The organism is Ottowia beijingensis (genome assembly GCF_013423955.1).
Classification (GTDB): Bacteria; Pseudomonadota; Gammaproteobacteria; order Burkholderiales; family Burkholderiaceae_C; genus Ottowia; species Ottowia beijingensis.
Map to the genome: position 1 here is coordinate 1,171,538 of NZ_JACCKX010000001.1, position 18,424 is coordinate 1,189,961.

An 18,424-nucleotide genomic window follows, 5' to 3' on the forward strand; every position below is an offset into this window, starting at 1 on the left:
CTAGGACTGGAAAGAACAAGCCATGGCAACTCGAGTCGCTGGCGCCAAGAGCGTCAAGGAATTCGTCTACGAATGGGAAGGCAAGGACCGCAACGGCAAGATCGTTCGCGGCGATACGCGTGCCAGCGGTGAAAACCAGGTCCAGGCCACGCTGCGCCGTCAGGGCATCTTCGTCACCAAGATCAAGAAGCGCCGGATGCGCGCCGGCAAGAAGATCAAGCCGAAAGACATCGCCATCTTCACACGCCAGCTGGCCACCATGATGAAGGCCGGCGTGCCTCTGCTGCAATCGTTCGACATCGTGGCTCGCGGCAACCCCAACCCGAGCGTGACCAAGCTGCTGAACGACATCCGCGCCGACATCGAGACCGGCACGTCCTTGTCCGCAGCGTTCCGCAAATATCCGCTCTACTTCAACAACCTGTACTGCAACCTGGTGGAAGCAGGTGAAGCCGCCGGTATCCTGGAAAGCCTGCTCGACCGTCTGGCCACGTACATGGAGAAGACGGAGGCCATCAAGTCCAAGATCAAGTCGGCACTCATGTACCCGATCGCCGTGATCGTGGTCGCGTTCGTGGTGGTGGCAGTCATCATGATCTTCGTGATCCCGGCGTTCAAGGAAGTCTTCTCCTCGTTCGGCGCCGACCTGCCGGCACCGACCATGTTCGTGATCGCGATGAGCGAGTTTTTCGTGCAGTGGTGGTGGCTGATCTTCGGCGGGCTGTTCTTCGGCACCTACTTCTTTTTCCAGGCCTGGAAGCGCAACGAGAAAATGCAGATGTTCATGGATCGTCTGCTGCTCAAGATCCCGATCTTCGGTGAGCTGATCGAGAAATCCGTCGTGGCGCGCTGGACACGCACCCTCTCCACCATGTTCGCTGCCGGTGTCCCGTTGGTGGAATCGCTCGACTCCGTCGGCGGCGCCTCTGGCAACTCGCTCTACAAACTGGCCACCGACAAGATCCAGCAGGAAGTCTCCACGGGTACCAGCCTGACGGCGGCCATGACCAACGCCAACATCTTCCCCAGCATGGTGCTGCAGATGACGGCGATCGGCGAGGAATCAGGCGCGCTGGACCACATGCTGGGCAAGGCGGCTGATTTCTACGAGGCAGAAGTCGACGAGATGGTGGCCGGGCTGTCCAGCCTGATGGAGCCGATCATCATCGTGGTGCTGGGCACCGTCATCGGTGGCATCGTGGTGTCGATGTACCTGCCGATCTTCAAGCTGGGCCAGGTGGTCTGATGCCCGAGGGGATCTGGCTGCAGGCCGCCCTGGGCGGCCTGTTCGGGCTGCTCATCGGCAGCTTTCTGAATGTGGTGATCTACCGTCTGCCCAAGATGATGGAGCGCCAGTGGGCGGCCGAATGCGCCGAGATGACGGGGCAAACACCTGCACCGCAGGAGCGCTTCAACCTCGTCGTGCCGCGCTCGCGCTGCCAGAAGTGCGGCCACCAGATCCGCTGGCTCGAGAACATCCCGGTGCTCAGCTATGTGTTCCTGCTCGGCAAATGCTCGGCCTGCGGCACGCCCATCAGCCTGCGCTACCCGATGGTCGAACTGGTCACCGGCCTGCTGTTCGCCTGGTGCGTGTGGCGCTGGGGCTGGACCTGGACGGCCGCCGCCTGGTGCGTTTTTTCCGCCGTGCTGGTGGCCCTGACCCTGATCGACTGGGACACCACGCTGCTGCCCGATGACCTCACCCTGCCCCTGCTGTGGCTGGGCCTGATCGCATCCGCCCTGGGCATCACCGGCGTGCGTCTGCCCGATGCCGTCTGGGGCGCTGTCGGCGGCTACATGTCGCTGTGGCTGGTCTACTGGGGCTTCAAGCTGGCCACCGGCAAGGAGGGCATGGGCTTTGGCGACTTCAAGCTGTTCGCCGCGCTGGGCGCCTGGTTCGGCTGGCAGGCGCTGGTGCCCATCATCCTGATGGCCTCGGTCATCGGCGCGCTGGTGGGCATCGGCATGAAGCTGGCCAGTTCGCTGCGCGAAGGCGGTGTGGTGCCGTTCGGCCCGTTCCTCGCCATGGGTGGCCTCACCGCCATGATCTTCGGCCCGCAGTCCATCTTGCGGGTGATCGGGCTCTAGAAGGTCCTTCGGGTGACATCCGCGCTGCTCATCGGGCTGACCGGCGGCATCGGCAGCGGCAAGAGCACGGTGGCCGGCATGCTGGCCGAGCGCGGTGCGGCAGTCATCGACGCCGACGCCATCTCGCGCGCCACCACGGCGCCCGGTGGCGCTGCCCTGCCGGCCATCGCACAAGTGTTTGGCCCCACCTTGATCGGCGCCGACGGTGCCCTCGATCGCGCAGCGATGCGTCAACTGGTCTTCCGCGATGCCAGCGCCCGCCAGCGCCTGGAGGCCATCATCCACCCTCTCGTCGGGCAGGAAACCGATCGCCAGGCACAGCAGGCGCTGGCCGCCGGCCACCCGATACTGGTGTTCGACGTGCCGCTGCTGGTCGAATCCGGCGCGCGCTGGCGCGGCAAGGTGGATCGCGTGTGGGTGGTCGACTGCGACCCGGCCACACAGATCGAGCGCGTGATGGCGCGCAACCAGCTGCCGCGCGAGCAGGTCGAGCAGATCCTGGCCGCCCAGTCGCCGCGCGCGCAGCGCCTGGCGGCGGCCGACACCGTGCTGTTCAACGGCGCCGACACCACGCTCGACACCCTGCGCCAGCAAGTGCAGCGGGCGGCCGCCACCTTCGGGCTATGATGCCGGCGTCCCTGAAAAGGCGCTTCGCGTGATCCTGTACGAGTACCCCTTCAACGAACGCATCCGCACCTACCTTCGGCTCGAACACCTGTTCGGCCGTCTGGGCCAGCTTCTGCCACGCGACAGCGCGCTCGACCACCATTACGCGCTGATCACCATCTTCGAGGTGATGGACGTCACCAGCCGCGCCGACCTGAAATCCGAGGTGCTGAAGGACCTCGACAAGCAGAAAGCGCACATGGGCGCGTTCCGCGGCAACCCGGCCATTTCCGAGGCGTCGCTCGACGCCTTTCTGGCGCAGCTGGACGACGCTTTCCAGCAGCTCAGCCAGCAGCACGGCAAACCCGGCCATGAGCTGACCGACAACGAATGGCTGATGAGCATCCGCAGCCGCGCCGTCATCCCAGGTGGCACCTGCGGGTTCGACCTGCCGGCCTACCACGCCTGGCAGCAGGGCCAGTCGGCCGCACGGCGCGCCGATCTGCAGACCTGGGCGGCCTCGCTGGCGCCCATGGCGCAGGCCGTCACGCTGCTGCTGCATATTCTGCGCGACTCCGGCAAGCCGCAGAAGGTGATGGCCAGCGCCGGGTATTTTCAGCAGACGCTGCCCCAGGGCCGCACCTTCCAGCTGCTGCGGCTGCGCATCGACGAGTCGCTGCAACTCATCCCCGAGACCAGCGGCAACCGCCTGATGGCCTCGGTGCGCCTGATGCGGCAGGACGCCGAGGGCAAGCTGCAGGTGGCGCGCGAAGACGCCGCGTTCGAACTGGCCTTGTGCGCATGAGCGACAACCCCACCTCCCCACCCCCTGCCGCCCAGCCACGCACCGTGCGCTGCCCGGCCTGCGGCGGCCCCAGCGTGTATGCGCCGGAAAACCGCTACCGCCCCTTCTGCAGCGAGCGCTGCAAGCTGCACGACCTCGGCGCCTGGGCCAGCGAAAGCTTTCGGGTGGAAGTGCAGGAGCACGACGGCGCCGACGAAGCGAACCAGCCGCCGCTGCAATGAAACACTATTGAAAAAGAGCTGCTTGCGCCCGTCACATAAGGATTTCAGATCGAATTAATGCTGAAATCCTTATGTGACGGGCGCAACAAGCTATATTTCTTGAAGTCCGCCTGGAGCCACGCCGCGCTCCGCCTGCAGCCATTCGAGCACCGGCAGCGCCCCGGCAACACCGGCGCGGCCTGCACCGGCAAGGTGTCCCACACAAAGGCCTGGCCCTCGCGCATCTGCAATTCGCCGCGCCAGTCGAACAGCTTGCAGAAATGCAGCCGCACCAGCGCATGCGGGTAGTCCACCAACTGCTCGCGCCAGCGCTGCACGTCAGCAGGGTCGATGTCCAGGCCCAGCTCTTCGTGCAGTTCGCGCGCCAGCGCCTGCTCCACACTCTCGCCCGCCTCCAGCTTGCCGCCCGGAAACTCCCAGTAGCCGGCGTACACCTTGCCCGCCGGCCGCGAGGTCAGCAGAAAGCGCCCGTCGGCCTGCAGCAGCACGCCCACGGCCACATCGACGATGGGCCGCTCGCCCGGCACGTCGCGCGCCAGGTGCGCGTCGGCTTTCAGGATGTCGGCCATGCCGCGCGGCTCAGGCCCGGCCGACGAAATCGCGCGCGAACTGGTAGGCCACGCGGCCCGATCGCGAACCGCGCTCCAGCGCCCACACCAGCGCCTCGGGCTTGGCCGCCTCGATCTGCGCCGCGCTGGCGCCCAGCGACGACAGCCACTGCGCCACGATGGCCAGGTACTCGTCCTGGCTGAAGGGGTAGAAGCTGACCCACAGGCCGAAGCGCTCGGACAGCGAAATTTTCTCCTCGATCACCTCGCCCGGGTGCACCTCGCCATCGTCGGTGTGCGTGTAGCTGAGGTTGTCCTTCATGTACTCGGGCAGCAGGTGGCGTCGGTTGCTGGTGGCGTAGACCAGCACGTTGGGCGTGCTGGCGGCCACGCTGCCGTCCAGGATGCTCTTCAGCGCCTTGTAGCCCGGCTCGCCATCCTCGAAGCTCAGGTCGTCGCAGTAGACGATGAACTTCTCCGGCCGGCCAGCCACCACCTCGACGATGTCGGGCAGGTCGGTGAGGTCGGTCTTGTCCACCTCGATCAGGCGCAGCCCTGCGGCGCGTAGGCGTTCAGGCAGGCCTTGATGAGCGAAGACTTGCCGGTGCCGCGCGCGCCCGTCAGCAGCACGTTGTTGGCCGGCTTGCCCTCGACGAACTGGCGCGTGTTGCGCTCGATCTTGTCTTTCTGCCCGTCGATCTCCTTCAGGTCGGCCAGCGCGATGCTGCCCACGTGGCGCACCGGCTCCAGCGCGCCGTGGCCGCTGGCGCGCTTGCGGTAGCGCCAGGCCACGGACTGCGACCAGTCAGGCTCGCTCAGGGGCTTCGGCAACACCGCCTCGATGCGCTCCATCAGGCGCTCGGCTTTTTCGATCAGACGGACAAGGTTATCGTTCATTTTGGTCACCGGCGCTTACTGCATAAGCGCAAGCAGCTATCAATTCAAAAGCAAAGACGCTGCGGAGCAGGCCATGCCAGCAAACGCCGCGAATAAGCCAAGCGCGCTCGCTCCCGTCGTCCCCCTTCGCGCAGCAGAAAGGGAGGCGCCGTCAGGCGCTCAGGAGGATGTCACGACCTGTAATCCGCGTTGATGCTGACGTAATCGTGGCTCAGGTCGCACGTCCACACCGTGTCGCTGGCGCTGCCGCGGCCCAGGTTCACGCGCACCGTGATCTCGGCCTGCTTCATCACGCGCTGGCCGTCTTCCTCGCGGTAGCTGGGATTGCGCCCGCCGTTCACGGCCACGTGCACGTCGTCCAGGTACAGGTCGATCCTGGTCTGATCCAGGTCGTCGATGCCCGCATAGCCCACGGCCGCCAGGATGCGGCCCAGGTTGGGGTCGCTGGCGAAGAACGCCGTCTTGACCAGCGGCGAGTGCGCGATGGCGTAGGCCACCTGGCGGCATTCGGCGGCCGTCTTGCCACCTTCGACCTGCACGGTGATGAACTTGGTGGCGCCCTCGCCGTCGCGCACGATGGCCTGCGCGAGCTGTCGTGCGACGCCCATCAGGGCTTCTTTCAGCGCCTGGCCGTCGGCCGAATCCAGCGCCGTGACAGGCGCGTTGGCTGCCTTGTTCGTGGCGATGACGATGAAGGAATCGTTGGTCGACGTGTCGCCATCGATGGTGACGCGGTTGAACGAGCCCTCGGCCAGTTCGAACGCCAGTTGCTTCATCACCGCCTGGTCGACCTTCGCGTCGGTGGCCAGAAAGCCCAGCATGGTCGCCATGTTGGGGCGGATCATGCCGGCGCCTTTGCTGATGCCGGTGATCGTCACTTCAACACCGCCCACCATGGCCTTGGCGCTGGCCGCCTTGGGCACGGTGTCGGTGGTCATGATGCCTTCGGCAGCGCGCGCCCAGTGGGCGGGCTGCGCGTCGGTAATGGCCGCGGGCAGGCCGGCGACGATGCGGTCGACCGGCAGCGGCTCCATGATGACGCCGGTGGAGAACGGCAGCACCTGATCGGGCTGGAGCCCGAGCTGCGCGGCCAGCGCCTCGCAGGTCTGGCGCGCACGCGCCAGGCCGTCCTCGCCCGTGCCGGCGTTGGCGTTGCCGGTGTTGACGACGATGGCGCGCACGGCGGCGCCCGCGTCCAGCCGCTCGCGGCAGATCTGCACCGGCGCGGCGCAGAAGCGGTTGCTGGTGAACACGCCGCCCACGCTGGCACCTTCATCCAGCAGGAACACCGTCAGGTCCTTGCGGTTGGCCTTGCGCACGCCCGCCTCGGCCACGCCGATGCGCACGCCCGCCACGGGGTGCAGGCTGGAGGCGACGGGAGCGGTCAGGTTCACGGGCATGGCGGGATCCTCAGGACGGTTTGGATTTCAAGCGATTTTGGGCTCTGGCGCTTGATGGGCAAGCGCCGAAAGCTATATTTAATATAGCAATCCGAGTGGCAATGAAACGACTACCTCAGCTCAGCGCCCCATGGCAGTGCTTGTACTTCTTGCCGCTGCCGCAGGGGCAGGGGTCGTTGCGGCCCACGCGCGGCACGGCGCCAGCCGCTGCCGCGCCGGCCAGCGCGGCACCCGCGCGTGCCTGCGATTCGGGCAGCGTTTCGGCCTCGCCGGTCTCGGTGGGCGCGGTGTAGGTCACGTTGCTGAACTGCTCGCCGCGCTGCTCCAGGTCTTCGGCCGCCTGCTCGATCTGTTCCCCGATTCGATGCGCACGTTCATCAGCGTGCGGGTGACCTCGTTCTTCACCACGTCCAGCAGCTGGCCGAACAGCTCGAACGCCTCGCGCTTGTATTCCTGCTTGGGCTGCTTCTGCGCATAGCCGCGCAGGTGGATGCCCTGGCGCAGGTAGTCGAGCGCCGACAGGTGCTCGCGCCAGTGCGTGTCGATGGCCTGCAGCAGCACGGCGCGCTCGAAGGGGCGGAAGTTCTCGGGGCCGACCAGGGCCAGCTTGGCCGCGTAGGCCTCGTTGGCAGCGTTCACCACCTTCTCGACGATGTCGTCGTCGCCGATGGCGCTGGAGGCCTCGACTTCCTGCTGCAGCGGCAGCTCGATCTGCCACTCGTCGGCCAGCACTTTCTGCAGCGTCGGAATATCCCACTGCTCCTCGACCGACTCGGCCGGCACGTACTGGCGCACCAGGTCGGTGAAGCAGCTCTCGCGCAGCCCGGCGATCTGGCCGGCCAAGTCTTCGGCGTCGAGGATCTCGTTGCGCTGCTGGTAGATCACCTTGCGCTGGTCGTTCGACACGTCGTCGTACTCCAGCAGCTGCTTGCGGATGTCGAAGTTGCGCGCCTCGACCTTGCGCTGCGCGCTCTCGATGCTGCGGGTGACGATGCCGGCCTCGATGGCCTCGCCCTCGGGCATCTTCAGCTTGTCCATGATGGCGCGCACGCGGTCGCCGGCGAAGATGCGCATCAGCGCGTCGTCCAGCTCAGGTAGAAGCGCGACGAACCCGGATCGCCCTGGCGGCCCGAGCGGCCACGCAGCTGGTTGTCGATGCGGCGGCTTTCATGCCGCTCGGTGGCGATGATGCGCAGGCCGCCCAGCGCCTTGACCGCCTCGTGGTCCTTCTGCCATTGCGCCCGCAGCGCGTCGATGCGTGCCCGGCGCGTGGTGTCGTCCAGCGATTCGTCGGCCTCCAGCGCCTCGACCGCCTTCTCGACGTTGCCGCCCAGCACGATGTCGGTGCCACGGCCCGCCATGTTGGTGGCGATGGTGATCATCTTCGGCCGCCCGGCCTGCGCCACGATGTCGGCCTCGCGCGCGTGCTGCTTGGCGTTCAGCACCTGGTGCGGCAGCTTCTCCTTGGTCAGCAGCTCGGCGATGATCTCGGAGTTCTCGATCGAGGTGGTGCCCACCAGCACCGGCTGGCCGCGCTCGTAGCATTCGCGGATGTCGGCGATCGCGGCGTCGTACTTTTCCTTGGTGGTCTTGTAGACGCGGTCCAGCTGGTCGTCGCGCTTGCTCGGCTTGTTGGGCGGGATGACCACGGTCTCCAGACCGTAGATTTCCTGGAACTCGTAGGCCTCGGTGTCGGCCGTGCCGGTCATGCCGGCCAGCTTGTTGTAGAGGCGGAAGTAGTTCTGGAAGGTGATCGAGGCCAGGGTCTGGTTCTCGGCCTGGATCGGCACGCCTTCCTTGGCTTCCACCGCCTGGTGCAGGCCATCGCTCCAGCGGCGGCCGCTCATCAGGCGGCCGGTGAACTCGTCCACGATGACGATCTCGGGGCCGCTGTCGGTCTGCTGCACCACGTAATGCTGGTCGCGGTGGTACATGTGGTGCGCGCGCAGGGCGGCATTCAGATGGTGCATCAGCGAGATGTTGGCCGGGTCGTACAGGCTGGTGCCCACGGGGATCAGGCCCTGCTGGGCCAGGATGCGCTCGGCCGTTTCGTGACCCTGCTCGGTCAGGTAGATCTGGTGCGACTTCTCGTCGGCGGTGAAGTCGCCCGGCTTCATCACGCCCAGGCCGGTGCGCGGGTCGGCCTCGCCCTCCTGCCGAGTCAGCTGCGGCACCACCTGGTTGATGGCCAGGTACAGCGCCGTGTGGTCCTCGGCCTGGCCGCTGATGATGAGCGGCGTGCGCGCCTCGTCGATCAGGATCGAGTCCACCTCGTCGACGATCGCATAGTTGAGCTTGCGCTGCACGCGGTCCTGGGTCTCGTAGACCATGTTGTCGCGCAGGTAGTCGAAGCCGAACTCGTTGTTCGTACCGTAGGTGATGTCGGACTGATAGGCGGCCTGCTTGTCCTCGCGCGGCATCTGCGGCAGGTTCACGCCGACGCTGAGGCCCAGGAAGTTGTACAGCCGGCCCATCCACTGCGCGTCGCGGTTGGCCAGGTAGTCGTTCACCGTCACCACGTGCACGCCCTTGCCCGTCAGCGCGTTCAGGTACACCGGCAGCGTGGCCGTCAGCGTCTTGCCCTCGCCGGTGCGCATTTCGGCGATCTTGCCTTCGTGCAGCGCCATGCCACCCATCAGCTGCACGTCGAAGTGGCGCATCTTCATCACGCGCTTGGAGCCCTCACGCACCACGGCAAAGGCCTCGGGTAGCAACTTGTCCAGACTCTCGCCGTTGGCCAGCCGGCCCTTGAACTCCTGGGTCTTGGCCCGCAGCTCGTCGTCGCTCAGCTTTTCCAGCGCCGGCTCCAGCGCATTGATGCTGGCCGCAACCTTGCGGTATTGCTTGAGCAGACGATCATTGCGGCTGCCGAAAATCTTGGTGAGTAAGTTGGAGGTGGCCATGCGTGAGCGGTCACCGCGACGCCTTGCGTGCGCACCGGACGGTGATCCGAAAAGTTCAAAAGTGACGCGAAGTGGGGGCGCCTGGCCCGCATGCAAGCGCCTGCGAACCGCAGCACCCACAATCCGCGGGGCAACTGGGCATTTTAACTGGCCCGTGCCGGCCGATAATCCACGCCATCAAACCATGTCCCGCACCGTGACTTCCTCGACCCGCACTGCCCTGACGCTGCAACAGGCCGTGGCCCAGGCCCCCACCCTGGCGCGGCTCAGCGAGCTGGCAGCCGAGTCGGCCGCGCGACTCGCCATCGTCCGCCCCTTGCTGCCGCCCGCCCTGCGCACGCTGGTGCAGGCAGGCGCACCCGATGCGGATGGCTGGACGCTGCTCGCCCCCACAACGCGGCGGCCGCCAAGCTGCGCCAGTTGGCGCCAGCACTGCTTGCAGCCCTTGACGGCGCAGGCCACCCGGTGAACGCCATCCGGGTGAAAGTGCTGCGCAGCACCCCGTGAAAGAAACCCGCGCCACCTTGCGGTGGCGCGGGTTGAAGCAATGCTTTGATGGTGCCGGCTGTCGGATTCGAACTGACGACCTACCGCTTACAAGGCGGGTGCTCTACCAACTGAGCTAAGCCGGCGAAAACACGCGGATTCTAGCCACCTCCTGCCGATGATCTTGTCATTTGACGCGCTTGAGCGCCGGGCGCTTGCGCGCGGGCGGGGATGGCGGCGGATCGTCGCTGGATGACCCGTCCTCGTCTGCCGCTTCCGTGCTGGGCACCAGCTGGATGCCACCGCGTGGGACCGCGTCCTCGGTTGCAGCCGGGGCGCCCGCCTGCTGCGCATCAACGGCTGGCTCCACGCCATCGTCGGAGACTGTCGGCACAGGCACGGGAAACGCCATGCCCTGGCCGTTCTCGCGCGCATAGATGGCGATGACACGGTCCATGGGCACGATGATCTCGCGCGGGACACCGCCGAAGCGCGCCTTGAACTCGACGAACTCGTTGCCCAGCTTCAGGCCGCTGGTGGCGTCGAAACTGATGTTGAGCACGATCTCGCCGTTCTGCACGTACTCGCGCGGCACCTGCACCGTGTCGTCGGCCAGCACGGCGATGTACGGCGTGAGCGCATGGTCGGTGCACCACTCGTACAGGGCCCGGATCAGGTACGGACGGGTGGAGGCGGATTCAAGCGCATTCATCATGCCCACGCCTTACTTGCGCATCACCTTCTCGGACGGCGTCAGCGCCTCGATGTAGGCGGGGCGCGAGAAGATGCGCTCGGCGTACTTCAACAGCGGCGCGGCGTTCTTCGACAGGTCGATGCCGTAGTAGTCCAGGCGCCACAGCAGCGGCGCCAGGGCCACGTCCAGCATGGAGAAGTTGTCGCCCAGGATGAACTTGTTCTTGAGGAACACGGGCGCCATCTGCGTCAGGCGGTCGCGGATGTTGGCGCGCGCCTTTTCCAGGGCCTTCTCGTTGCTCTTGGTGGCACGGTTCTCCAGCGTGGACACGTGCGAGAACAGTTCCTTCTCGAAGTTGAGCAGGAACAGGCGCACGCGCGCGCGGTCGACCGGGTCGCCCGGCATCAGCTGGGGGTGCGGGAAGCGCTCGTCGATGTACTCGTTGATGATGTTCGACTCGTACAGGATCAGGTCGCGCTCGACCAGGATCGGCACCTGTCCGTAGGGGTTCATCACGCCGATGTCTTCGGGCTTGTTGTAGAGATCGACATCGCGGATCTCGAAGTCCATGCCTTTCTCGAACAGCACGAAGCGGCAACGGTGAGAGAAAGGGCAGGTCGTACCGGAATACAGCACCATCATGTGAGGAGGCTCCTTAAAACCGAAGGAGTGGGGCGGCGCCTGGCCGGCACCGCCCCACTCCACCGCCCCGGCCAGGCGCCGGGGGCAACTTGAAAGCGAAGATTACTTGACGTCTTTCCAGTACGCCGCGTTGAGGCGCCACGCCAGGAAAGTGAAGAACAGCAGGAACAGCAGAACCCAGACGCCGATGGACACCCGCTTGTTCTGCGCCGGCTCGCCCATCCACTGCAGGAAGTTGACCAGATCGCCCACCGTCTTGTCGTACTCCTGCTGGCTCATGGTGCCGGGTGTCACCTGCTCCCAGCGGCCGGTGAAATGCTGGACTTCATGGCCATGCTGCTGGCTGACCTCGAAGATGGGCTTGCGCTCGCCCTGCAGTTCCCACAGCGGGTGCGGCATGGCGATGTTGGGGAAGGTGAGGTTGTCCCAGCCCGTGGGCTTGATCGGATCGCGGTAGTAGGTGCGGAACAGCGTGTAGATGTAGTCCGCGCCCGAGCCGCCGGCACCGGCACGCGAGCGGGCGATCAGCGTCAGGTCGGGCGGGTTGACGCCGAACCAGGCCTTGGCTTGGGCCGGGTTGATGGCCGACTTCATCATGTCGCCGACCTTCTCGGACGTGAACAGCAGATTGTCCTGAATCTGCTGATCAGTCAGGCCGATGTCCCTCAGGCGGTTGTAGCGCATGAAGGTGGCGGAGTGGCAGTTGAGGCAGTAGTTGACGAAGATCTTCGCGCCGTTCTGCAGCGAGCCCTGGTCGTTCACCTTGCCAGGCGCCTTGTCCCAGGCGGCGCCACCGGCCGCGGCTTGGGCACCCGTGATCAGGCCGAGCGCCAGCGCAGCGCCAAGGGCCAGTTTCTTCCAGACGTTCATGTTGTTATCTCCAGCGGTCTTCAGTGCGGCTTGAAGGTGACGCGGTCGGGCACAGGCTTGGGCGTACCCAGTTGGCTCCACCAGGGCATCAGCAGGAAGAAGCCGAAGTAGAACAGCGTACCGATCATGGCAACCAGTTCGTTGGTGAGCCACGGCAGCGCCGGATGCAGCGGACCCGGCACCATGATGCCCAGCACCGTCAGGATCAGGAACCAGATCACGAACACGGCGTAGACCCACTTGTGCCAGTTCGGGCGGTAGCGGATGGAGCGCGCCGGGCTGTGATCCAGCCAGGGCAGGAAGAACAGGATGACGACGGCACCACCCATCACCACCACGCCCCAGAACTTGGCGTCGAAGGTCTTCAGCAGCGCGATGGCCACCAGGCCGGCGACGGCCATGCCGATTTTCAGCGCCATCGAGCACTTGCACTTCAGGAAGGCCAGCACCACACCCAGGGCGATGATGGCGACCAGCACGTTGACCATCACGTCGGTGGTGGCGCGCAGCATCGAGTAGAAGGGCGTGAAGTACCACACCGGCGCAATGTGCAGCGGCGTGACCAGCGGGTCGGCCGGCACGAAGTTGTTGTACTCAGGAAGTAGCCACCCATCTCCGGCGCGAAGAACACCACGGCGAAGAAGATCATCAGAAACACGCCCACGCCCATGATGTCGTGGATGGTGTAGTACGGATGGAACGGGATGCCGTCGGCCGGTGCATCGGGCGACCAGCGGTTGCCCTTGGGGCCGGCCTTGATCTCGATGCCGTCCGGGTTGTTCGAGCCCACGTCGTGCAGCGCCAGCAGGTGGGCCACCACCAGGCCGATCAGCACCAGCGGCACGGCGATGACGTGGAAGCTGAAGAAGCGGTTCAGTGTCGCGTCGCCCACCACGTAGTCACCGCGGATCAGCAGCGCCAGGTCGGGGCCGATGAAGGGAATGGCGGAGAACAGGTTCACGATCACCTGCGCGCCCCAGTAGGACATCTGGCCCCAAGGCAGCAGATAGCCCATGAAGGCCTCGGCCATCAGCGCCAGGAAGATGGCGCAGCCGAAGATCCAGACCAACTCGCGCGGCTTGCGATACGAGCCGTACAGCAGCCCGCGGAACATGTGCAGGTAGACCACCACGAAGAACGCCGACGCGCCGGTGGAGTGCATGTAGCGGATGAACCAGCCACCCGGCACCTCGCGCATGATGTATTCAACCGAGGCGAAGGCGATGGGCGGCGCGCCCAGGATGCCACCCACCGGGCCGGCATCGGGCTTGTAGTGCATGACCAGGAAGATGCCGGTGACGATCTGGATCACCAGCACCAGCATGGCCAGCGAGCCGAAGAAGTACCAGAAGTTGAAGTTCTTCGGCGCGTAGTACTCCGACATGTGCTTGCGGTATTCCGCAAACGCGGTCGGAAACCGGTTCTCGAACCAGTTGGTCACTTTGGCGCCCAGCGGCGCGTTGGGGGAGATTTCCTTGAACTCTGCCATGACCGCCTCTTATGCCTTCTTGTCTTCGCCGATCAACAGCTTGTTGTCGGACAGGTACATGTGCGGCGGCACCTCCAGGTTGTCGGGCGCCGGCTTGTTCTTGAACACGCGGCCCGCCAGGTCGAAGGTGGAGCCGTGGCACGCGCAGAAGAAGCCACCCGGCCAGTTGTCGGGCAGCGAGGGCTGCGCGCCGGGGGTGAACTTGTCGCCGGGCGAGCAGCCCAGGTGGGTGCAGATGCCGATCGCCACCAGCACCTCGGGCTTGATGGAACGGGTCTGGTTCTTGGCGTACTCGGGCGTGGGGAAGGCGGTGCGGTCGGAATTGGGGTCGGCCAGTTCGCCCTCGACCTGCTTGAGGGTCTCGAGCTGCTCGGGCGTGCGGCGCATGATCCACACCGGCTTGCCGCGCCACTCGACGGTGATCTTCTCACCGGGCTTCACCGCGGCGATGTCCACCTCGACGGCGGCACCGGCCGCCTTGGCCCGCTCGGAGGGCGCGAAGCTGGCGACGAAGGGGTTGCCAAGGCCGCGGCACCGGCAGCGCCAGCGCAACTCGAGGCGATGAGCCAGGTTCGCTTGCTGCTGTCCATGGGCGCTGGGGTGAATTTGCTTGTGGGGGCGTCACTCATGGCTGTCCTCTGGCGATTTCTTGTGTCCGGATCAACGGGGATTGTAGCGGAGCGCAACATCGCCCCCGGCGGGCCGAGCGCACGGGATTGACAACCATCAAGCGGTCGCAATACTGGCGCCGTCTTCAACAACCCGCTGAGGGAAACAACATGGGAATGATGCAAGAGTTCAGGAATTTGCCGTCAAGGGCAACGCCATTGATCTGGCCGTGGGCGTGATCATCGGCGGCGCCTTCGGCAAGATCGTCGACTCGATCGTGGGCGACCTGATCATGCCGATCGTCGGCCGGCTGTTCGGCGGGCTGGACTTCTCCAGCTACTACATCCCGCTGGCGGGCCAGGCCAGCGGCCTGGCGCTGGAAGAGGCCAAGAAGGCCGGCGCCGTGTTCGCCTACGGCAACTTCATCACCATCCTGGTGAACTTCATCCTGCTGGCCTTCATCATCTTCATGATGGTCAAGCAGATCAACCGCCTGAAGCGCGAAGAGCCGGCCCCCGCCCCCGAGGCGCCGCCGGAAGAGGTGCAGCTGCTGCGCGAAATCCGCGACAGCCTGAAGCGCTGATCAGATCAAGCGAAAACGCTACACAAACCGTAGCTCAAGACGCCCGTTCGCCCTGCGCGACGGGCGTTTTGTTTGCGCCATGCGGCGTGCCATGCGCACCGCCGCCAGCAGGCTGGCCGCGTCGGCGCGGCCGCTGCCGGCGAGGTCGAAGGCGGTGCCGTGGTCGGGGCTGGTGCGCACGAGGGGCAGGCCCAGCGTGACGTTCACGCCCTGCTCCACGCCGAGGTACTTCACCGGGATCAGCCCCTGGTCGTGGTACATCGCCACCACCACGTCGAACTCGGCGAAGCCGCGCGCGCGCATGAACACGGTGTCGGGCGCGAAGGGGCCTTGGGCGTCGATGCCTTCGGCGCGCGCCTGGGCGATGGCGGGGGCGATCGCCTCGATCTCCTCGCGCCCGAACAACCCGCCTTCGCCCGCATGCGGGTTGAGCCCGGCCACCGCGATGCGGGGCTGCCGCTGTAGCGCCGCCCCAACAGAAGTGTGCGCGATGCGCAACGTCTGCAGGATGTTGCCCACTGTTACCTTTTCGATAGCATCGCGCAAAGACAGGTGAATGCTCACCAGCACGGTGCGCAGTTCGCCGTTGGCCAGCATCATGCGCACCGGCAGCTCGGCCACGGGTTTGCCCAGGTGTTCAGCGGCGACAGCCTGTAGCAGCTCGGTGTGGCCGGGGTAGCGCGCATACGGGGCGCCGGCGGCCGACAGCGCCTCCTTGTGCAGCGGCGCGGTGACCAGGCCCGCGATGTCGCCGCGCAGCGCGCGCGCGCGGCCCAGTCCACGGCATCGCCCGCCATGCGGCCGGCCACGGCGCTGATGCGCCCCAGCGGCACCGGCACGGCCGGCGGCTCGACCACCTGCAGCACCGGCACGCAGCGCGGCGGCACGGCCAGCGCATCGGCGGGGCGCTCGATCAGCGCCACCGGCAGCGGCACGCCCGCGCCCTGCACGATGGCGGCGGCGCGGCGCAGCGTGGCCACATCGCCAGCGACGAAGCAGCCGCGCAGCGCCTCGGGCGCGTCGCGAAAGGCCTTGGCGATGATTTCGGGGCCGATGCCGGCCGCATCGCCCATGGTGATGGCGAGAGGAAGGGTCATGGGTGAAGACGAAGAAGGTGCAGGAAGGAGGGGGACTTCCAAGATTTTTTGATTAATTAAAAATGCTTTTGGCGCTTGATTAGCGGGCGCAAGCAGCTCATATTTTCATACTCATGAATGGCGTCAAACCGCTATCGCCTGTTTAAGCACCTGTGCCGCCCCGTCGAGCCCCGCGCGCCGGCCCTCCGCCGCTCACGCCGGGTTGTCGATCTCAATGAACTGGTGCGCGATGCCCAGCTGCGCCGCCACGTGCGCCGCGAAGGCCGGCGCGCCGTAGCGCTCGGTGGCGTGGTGGCCGCAGGCGTAGAAGACCACGCCGCATTCGCGCGCCAGGTGCACCTGCGGCTCGGAGATTTCGCCGGTGATGAAGGCCTGCGCCCCGGCGGCGATGGCGGATTCGAAATAACCCTGCGCGCCGCCGCTGCACCAAGCTATTATTTCAATAGCATCCGGCGCTTGCCCCACCTGCGTCACAGGCCGGTTCAGCACATGCTCCAGCTGCCAGGCCAGCACGTCGGCATCGGCAAAGGCTTCGCCGTCGGCGCGCTGGCCGATGAAGCCCAGCTCCTGCTCGCCAAAGCGCCCGGTGGCCACCAGCCCCAGCCGCTGGCCCAACTGCGCGTTGTTGCCGAGCGTGGGGTGCGCGTCCAGCGGCAGGTGGTAGGCCAGCAGGTTGATGTCGTGCGCCAGCAGGCGCTTGAGGCGCTCTTTCATCCAGCCCGTCACCGTGCCGTCCTGCCCGCGCCAGAACAGGCCGTGGTGCACCAGGATGGCATCGGCCCCGGCGTCGATGGCGGCGTCGATCAGCGCGCGGCTGGCCGTCACACCGCTCACCAGCTTGCCGATGTGCGGCTTGCCCTCCACCTGCAGGCCGTTGGGGCCGTAGTCCTTGAACAGGGCCGGCTGCAGCTCGGCGTTGCAGGCCGCCAGCAGGGCGGCGCGGTCGATGGAGGGCGGTGCAGACATGCGGCGCATTGTCGACCATCGCCCTTTGCCTGACGCAGATCAAACCCGTTTACCCGTGCTTCACAAGAGTTCAGAAGCACTTCAGGCCGCCCGCTTAAGCTGAATCTTGCTCAACACAACAAGATTGGAGGTCAAGCCATGAAGCGCATCGCCTGGGTTTTCTGGGGCTTTCTGGCCCTGCTCACCGGCCTGTGGCTGATGGCCGATACGCTGCTGCCCGCGCAGCGCGGCTACTTCGACTTCCGCACCGTGTGGGTGCAGTACACGGGCGTCATCGCCATGGGCGTGATGTCGCTGGCCGTGGTGCTGGCCGTGCGGCCGGTGTGGCTGGAGCGGCACCTCGACGGCCTGGACAAGATGTACCGCCTGCACAAGTGGCTGGGCATCGGCGCGCTGGTGGTGGGCACGGTGCACTGGCTGTGGGCCAAGGGCACCAAGTGGGCCGTCGGCTGGGGCTGGCTGACCAAGCCGGCGCGCGGTGCGGGCGGCGGCGCGGCGGAGTTGGGCGCCATCGAAGCCGCGCTGCGCGGCTGGCGCGGCACGGCCGAGACGATGGGCGAATGGGCCTTCTACGGCGCCGTGCTGCTGATCGTGCTGGCGCTCGTCAAGCGCTTCCCCTACCGCCTCTTCGCCAAGACGCACAAGCTGCTGGCCGTGGCCTACCTGGTGCTGGTGTTCCACACCGTTGTGCTGACCAAGATCGACTACTGGGCGCAGCCGGTGGGCTCGGTGCAGGCGGTGCTGCTGGTGGCGGGCACGGTGTCGGCGGTGATCGTGCTGCTGGGCCGCATCGGTGCGCGGCGCACCGCGCACGGCACCATCGAGTCGCTGGAGCGCTTTCCCGCCCTGCACATGCTGGAGACCACGCTGCTGCTGGATGAGCGCTGGGCCGGCCACCAGCCGGGGCAGTTCGCCTTTCTCACCTCCAGCGCGTCGGAGGGCGCGCACCCCTACACCATCGCCTCGGCCTGGAACCCGCAGGACCGGCGCATCAGCTTCGTCACCAAGGCGCTGGGCGACCACACCGGCACGCTGCACGAGCGCCTGCGCGTGGGCGACCGCGTGAAGATCGAAGGCCCCTACGGCCACTTCACCTTCGAAGGCGATGCGCCGCAGCAGATCTGGATCGGCGCCGGCATCGGCATCACGCCCTTCATCGCCCGCATGAAGCACCTGGCGCAGGCCGGCGCGCGCGGCCCGACGGTGGTCGACCTGTTCCACCCCACCGCCGCCATCGACCCCGCTGCGCTGCAGAAGCTGCAAGCCAACGCCCGGGCCGCCGGCGTGCGCCTGCACCTGTTGGTCGACGGCCAGGACGAGCGCCTGACAGGCGAACGCCTGCGCCAGATGGTGCCCGGCTGGAAGAACGCCAGCGTGTGGTTCTGCGGCCCCGCAGGCTTTGGCCAGGCGCTGCGTGCCGACCTGACCGCGCAGGGCTTGCCGGACGATGCCTTCCACCAGGAGCTGTTCCAGATGCGGTGAACGACGGCCGCGCCAGTCCCTTGCGCCCGGAGCGCGTG

Annotated in this window: 13 protein-coding genes, 1 tRNA gene and 6 pseudogenes; 8 read left to right on the forward strand and 12 right to left on the reverse strand. The window is 66.4% G+C overall.

Annotation, left to right across the window (positions count from 1 at the left end; translation table 11 throughout):
- Nucleotides 1–22: 22 nt before the first annotated feature.
- The 5 genes from H0I39_RS05915 to H0I39_RS05935 are packed head-to-tail and all read left to right on the forward strand — an operon-like array spanning nt 23 to nt 3,720.
- Nucleotides 23–1,246, forward strand: a complete 1,224-nt coding sequence (locus H0I39_RS05915; RefSeq protein ID WP_180549895.1) for a type II secretion system F family protein — start codon at nt 23–25, stop codon at nt 1,244–1,246.
- Nucleotides 1,246–2,088: a prepilin peptidase gene (locus H0I39_RS05920; RefSeq protein ID WP_180549896.1), complete on the forward strand. Its 843-nt coding sequence runs from the start codon at nt 1,246–1,248 to the stop codon at nt 2,086–2,088. The genes H0I39_RS05915 and H0I39_RS05920 overlap by 1 nt, the downstream gene beginning before the upstream one ends.
- Before the next feature lie 12 nt (nt 2,089–2,100).
- Complete coding sequence (coaE, locus tag H0I39_RS05925; RefSeq protein ID WP_180549897.1) at nt 2,101–2,715, forward strand: dephospho-CoA kinase; 615 nt, start codon at nt 2,101–2,103, stop codon at nt 2,713–2,715.
- A gap of 28 nt (nt 2,716–2,743) precedes the next feature.
- Nucleotides 2,744–3,499, forward strand: coding sequence for a cell division protein ZapD (gene zapD, locus H0I39_RS05930; RefSeq protein WP_180549898.1), 756 nt, complete (start codon nt 2,744–2,746; stop codon nt 3,497–3,499).
- Entirely contained in the window at nt 3,496–3,720 is a 225-nt protein-coding gene (locus H0I39_RS05935) for a DNA gyrase inhibitor YacG (RefSeq protein ID WP_180549899.1), read from the forward strand. Before zapD ends, H0I39_RS05935 begins: the two co-directional genes overlap by 4 nt.
- A 90-nt stretch (nt 3,721–3,810) precedes the next feature.
- Here the strand turns inward: H0I39_RS05935 and H0I39_RS05940 are convergent.
- From H0I39_RS05940 to secA, 4 genes and pseudogenes are all read right to left on the reverse strand, one after another.
- Nucleotides 3,811–4,289 (reverse strand): annotated as a pseudogene (locus H0I39_RS05940) (NUDIX domain-containing protein).
- 10 nt (nt 4,290–4,299) lie between these two features.
- Nucleotides 4,300–5,165: pseudogene (locus tag H0I39_RS05945) on the reverse strand (ATP-binding protein).
- Between the two features lie 170 nt (nt 5,166–5,335).
- Complete coding sequence (gene argJ / locus H0I39_RS05950; protein ID WP_180549901.1) at nt 5,336–6,565, reverse strand: bifunctional glutamate N-acetyltransferase/amino-acid acetyltransferase ArgJ; 1,230 nt, start codon at nt 6,563–6,565, stop codon at nt 5,336–5,338.
- Between the two features lie 115 nt (nt 6,566–6,680).
- Nucleotides 6,681–9,468, reverse strand: a pseudogene (secA, locus tag H0I39_RS05955) (preprotein translocase subunit SecA).
- 184 nt (nt 9,469–9,652) lie between these two features.
- On the opposite strand from secA, the gene H0I39_RS05960 reads away from it, so the two are divergent.
- On the forward strand, nt 9,653–9,937 hold the full coding sequence (locus H0I39_RS05960) for a hypothetical protein (RefSeq protein ID WP_307776780.1): 285 nt from the start codon (nt 9,653–9,655) through the stop codon (nt 9,935–9,937).
- Between the two features lie 87 nt (nt 9,938–10,024).
- On the opposite strand, the gene H0I39_RS05965 is transcribed toward H0I39_RS05960, so the two are convergent.
- The 6 genes and pseudogenes from H0I39_RS05965 to petA form a co-directional block, all read right to left on the reverse strand.
- Nucleotides 10,025–10,100: transfer RNA gene (locus tag H0I39_RS05965), tRNA-Thr, on the reverse strand.
- A 41-nt stretch (nt 10,101–10,141) separates the two neighbouring features.
- Nucleotides 10,142–10,666, reverse strand: a complete 525-nt coding sequence (locus H0I39_RS05970) for a ClpXP protease specificity-enhancing factor (protein WP_180551701.1) — start codon at nt 10,664–10,666, stop codon at nt 10,142–10,144.
- A gap of 12 nt (nt 10,667–10,678) precedes the next feature.
- Nucleotides 10,679–11,290, reverse strand: coding sequence for a glutathione S-transferase N-terminal domain-containing protein (locus H0I39_RS05975; RefSeq protein WP_180549902.1), 612 nt, complete (start codon nt 11,288–11,290; stop codon nt 10,679–10,681).
- Nucleotides 11,291–11,392: 102 nt separating this feature from the next.
- Nucleotides 11,393–12,160 carry a cytochrome c1 gene (locus H0I39_RS05980; RefSeq protein ID WP_180549903.1) on the reverse strand — a complete coding sequence of 256 codons (768 nt, stop codon included), beginning with the start codon at nt 12,158–12,160 and terminating at the stop codon, nt 11,393–11,395.
- A 20-nt stretch (nt 12,161–12,180) separates the two neighbouring features.
- Nucleotides 12,181–13,649: pseudogene (locus tag H0I39_RS05985) on the reverse strand (cytochrome b).
- 9 nt (nt 13,650–13,658) lie between these two features.
- Nucleotides 13,659–14,278 (reverse strand): annotated as a pseudogene (petA, locus tag H0I39_RS05990) (ubiquinol-cytochrome c reductase iron-sulfur subunit).
- A gap of 209 nt (nt 14,279–14,487) precedes the next feature.
- On the opposite strand from petA, the gene mscL reads away from it, so the two are divergent.
- On the forward strand, nt 14,488–14,841 hold the full coding sequence (mscL, locus tag H0I39_RS05995) for a large conductance mechanosensitive channel protein MscL (protein WP_308645783.1): 354 nt from the start codon (nt 14,488–14,490) through the stop codon (nt 14,839–14,841).
- A gap of 18 nt (nt 14,842–14,859) precedes the next feature.
- On the opposite strand, the pseudogene pdxA reads toward mscL, so the two are convergent.
- Together pdxA and H0I39_RS06005 are read right to left on the reverse strand one after the other, a co-directional pair.
- Nucleotides 14,860–15,938, reverse strand: a pseudogene (pdxA, locus tag H0I39_RS06000) (4-hydroxythreonine-4-phosphate dehydrogenase PdxA).
- Nucleotides 15,939–16,130: 192 nt separating this feature from the next.
- Nucleotides 16,131–16,904 carry a Nif3-like dinuclear metal center hexameric protein gene (locus H0I39_RS06005; RefSeq protein ID WP_257645647.1) on the reverse strand — a complete coding sequence of 258 codons (774 nt, stop codon included), beginning with the start codon at nt 16,902–16,904 and terminating at the stop codon, nt 16,131–16,133.
- A 138-nt stretch (nt 16,905–17,042) separates the two neighbouring features.
- On the opposite strand from H0I39_RS06005, the gene H0I39_RS06010 reads away from it, so the two are divergent.
- Entirely contained in the window at nt 17,043–18,386 is a 1,344-nt protein-coding gene (locus tag H0I39_RS06010) for a ferredoxin reductase family protein (RefSeq protein ID WP_180549905.1), read from the forward strand.
- Nucleotides 18,387–18,424 lie beyond the last annotated feature (38 nt).

Excerpts from the sequence above, each read along its gene's own strand:
- argJ (WP_180549901.1), bottom strand. The coding sequence starts at position 6,565 with ATGCCCGTGAACCTGACCGCTCCCGTCGCCTCCAGCCTGCACCCCGTG.
- H0I39_RS05975 (WP_180549902.1), bottom strand. The coding sequence starts at position 11,290 with ATGATGGTGCTGTATTCCGGTACGACCTGCCCTTTCTCTCACCGTTGC.
- H0I39_RS05960 (WP_307776780.1), top strand. The coding sequence starts at position 9,653 with ATGTCCCGCACCGTGACTTCCTCGACCCGCACTGCCCTGACGCTGCAA.
- H0I39_RS06005 (WP_257645647.1), bottom strand. The coding sequence starts at position 16,904 with ATGTCTGCACCGCCCTCCATCGACCGCGCCGCCCTGCTGGCGGCCTGC.
- H0I39_RS05915 (WP_180549895.1), top strand. The coding sequence starts at position 23 with ATGGCAACTCGAGTCGCTGGCGCCAAGAGCGTCAAGGAATTCGTCTAC.
- H0I39_RS06010 (WP_180549905.1), top strand. The coding sequence starts at position 17,043 with ATGAAGCGCATCGCCTGGGTTTTCTGGGGCTTTCTGGCCCTGCTCACC.
- H0I39_RS05920 (WP_180549896.1), top strand. The coding sequence starts at position 1,246 with ATGCCCGAGGGGATCTGGCTGCAGGCCGCCCTGGGCGGCCTGTTCGGG.
- H0I39_RS05980 (WP_180549903.1), bottom strand. The coding sequence starts at position 12,160 with ATGAACGTCTGGAAGAAACTGGCCCTTGGCGCTGCGCTGGCGCTCGGC.
- H0I39_RS05935 (WP_180549899.1), top strand. The coding sequence starts at position 3,496 with ATGAGCGACAACCCCACCTCCCCACCCCCTGCCGCCCAGCCACGCACC.
- H0I39_RS05970 (WP_180551701.1), bottom strand. The coding sequence starts at position 10,666 with ATGAATGCGCTTGAATCCGCCTCCACCCGTCCGTACCTGATCCGGGCC.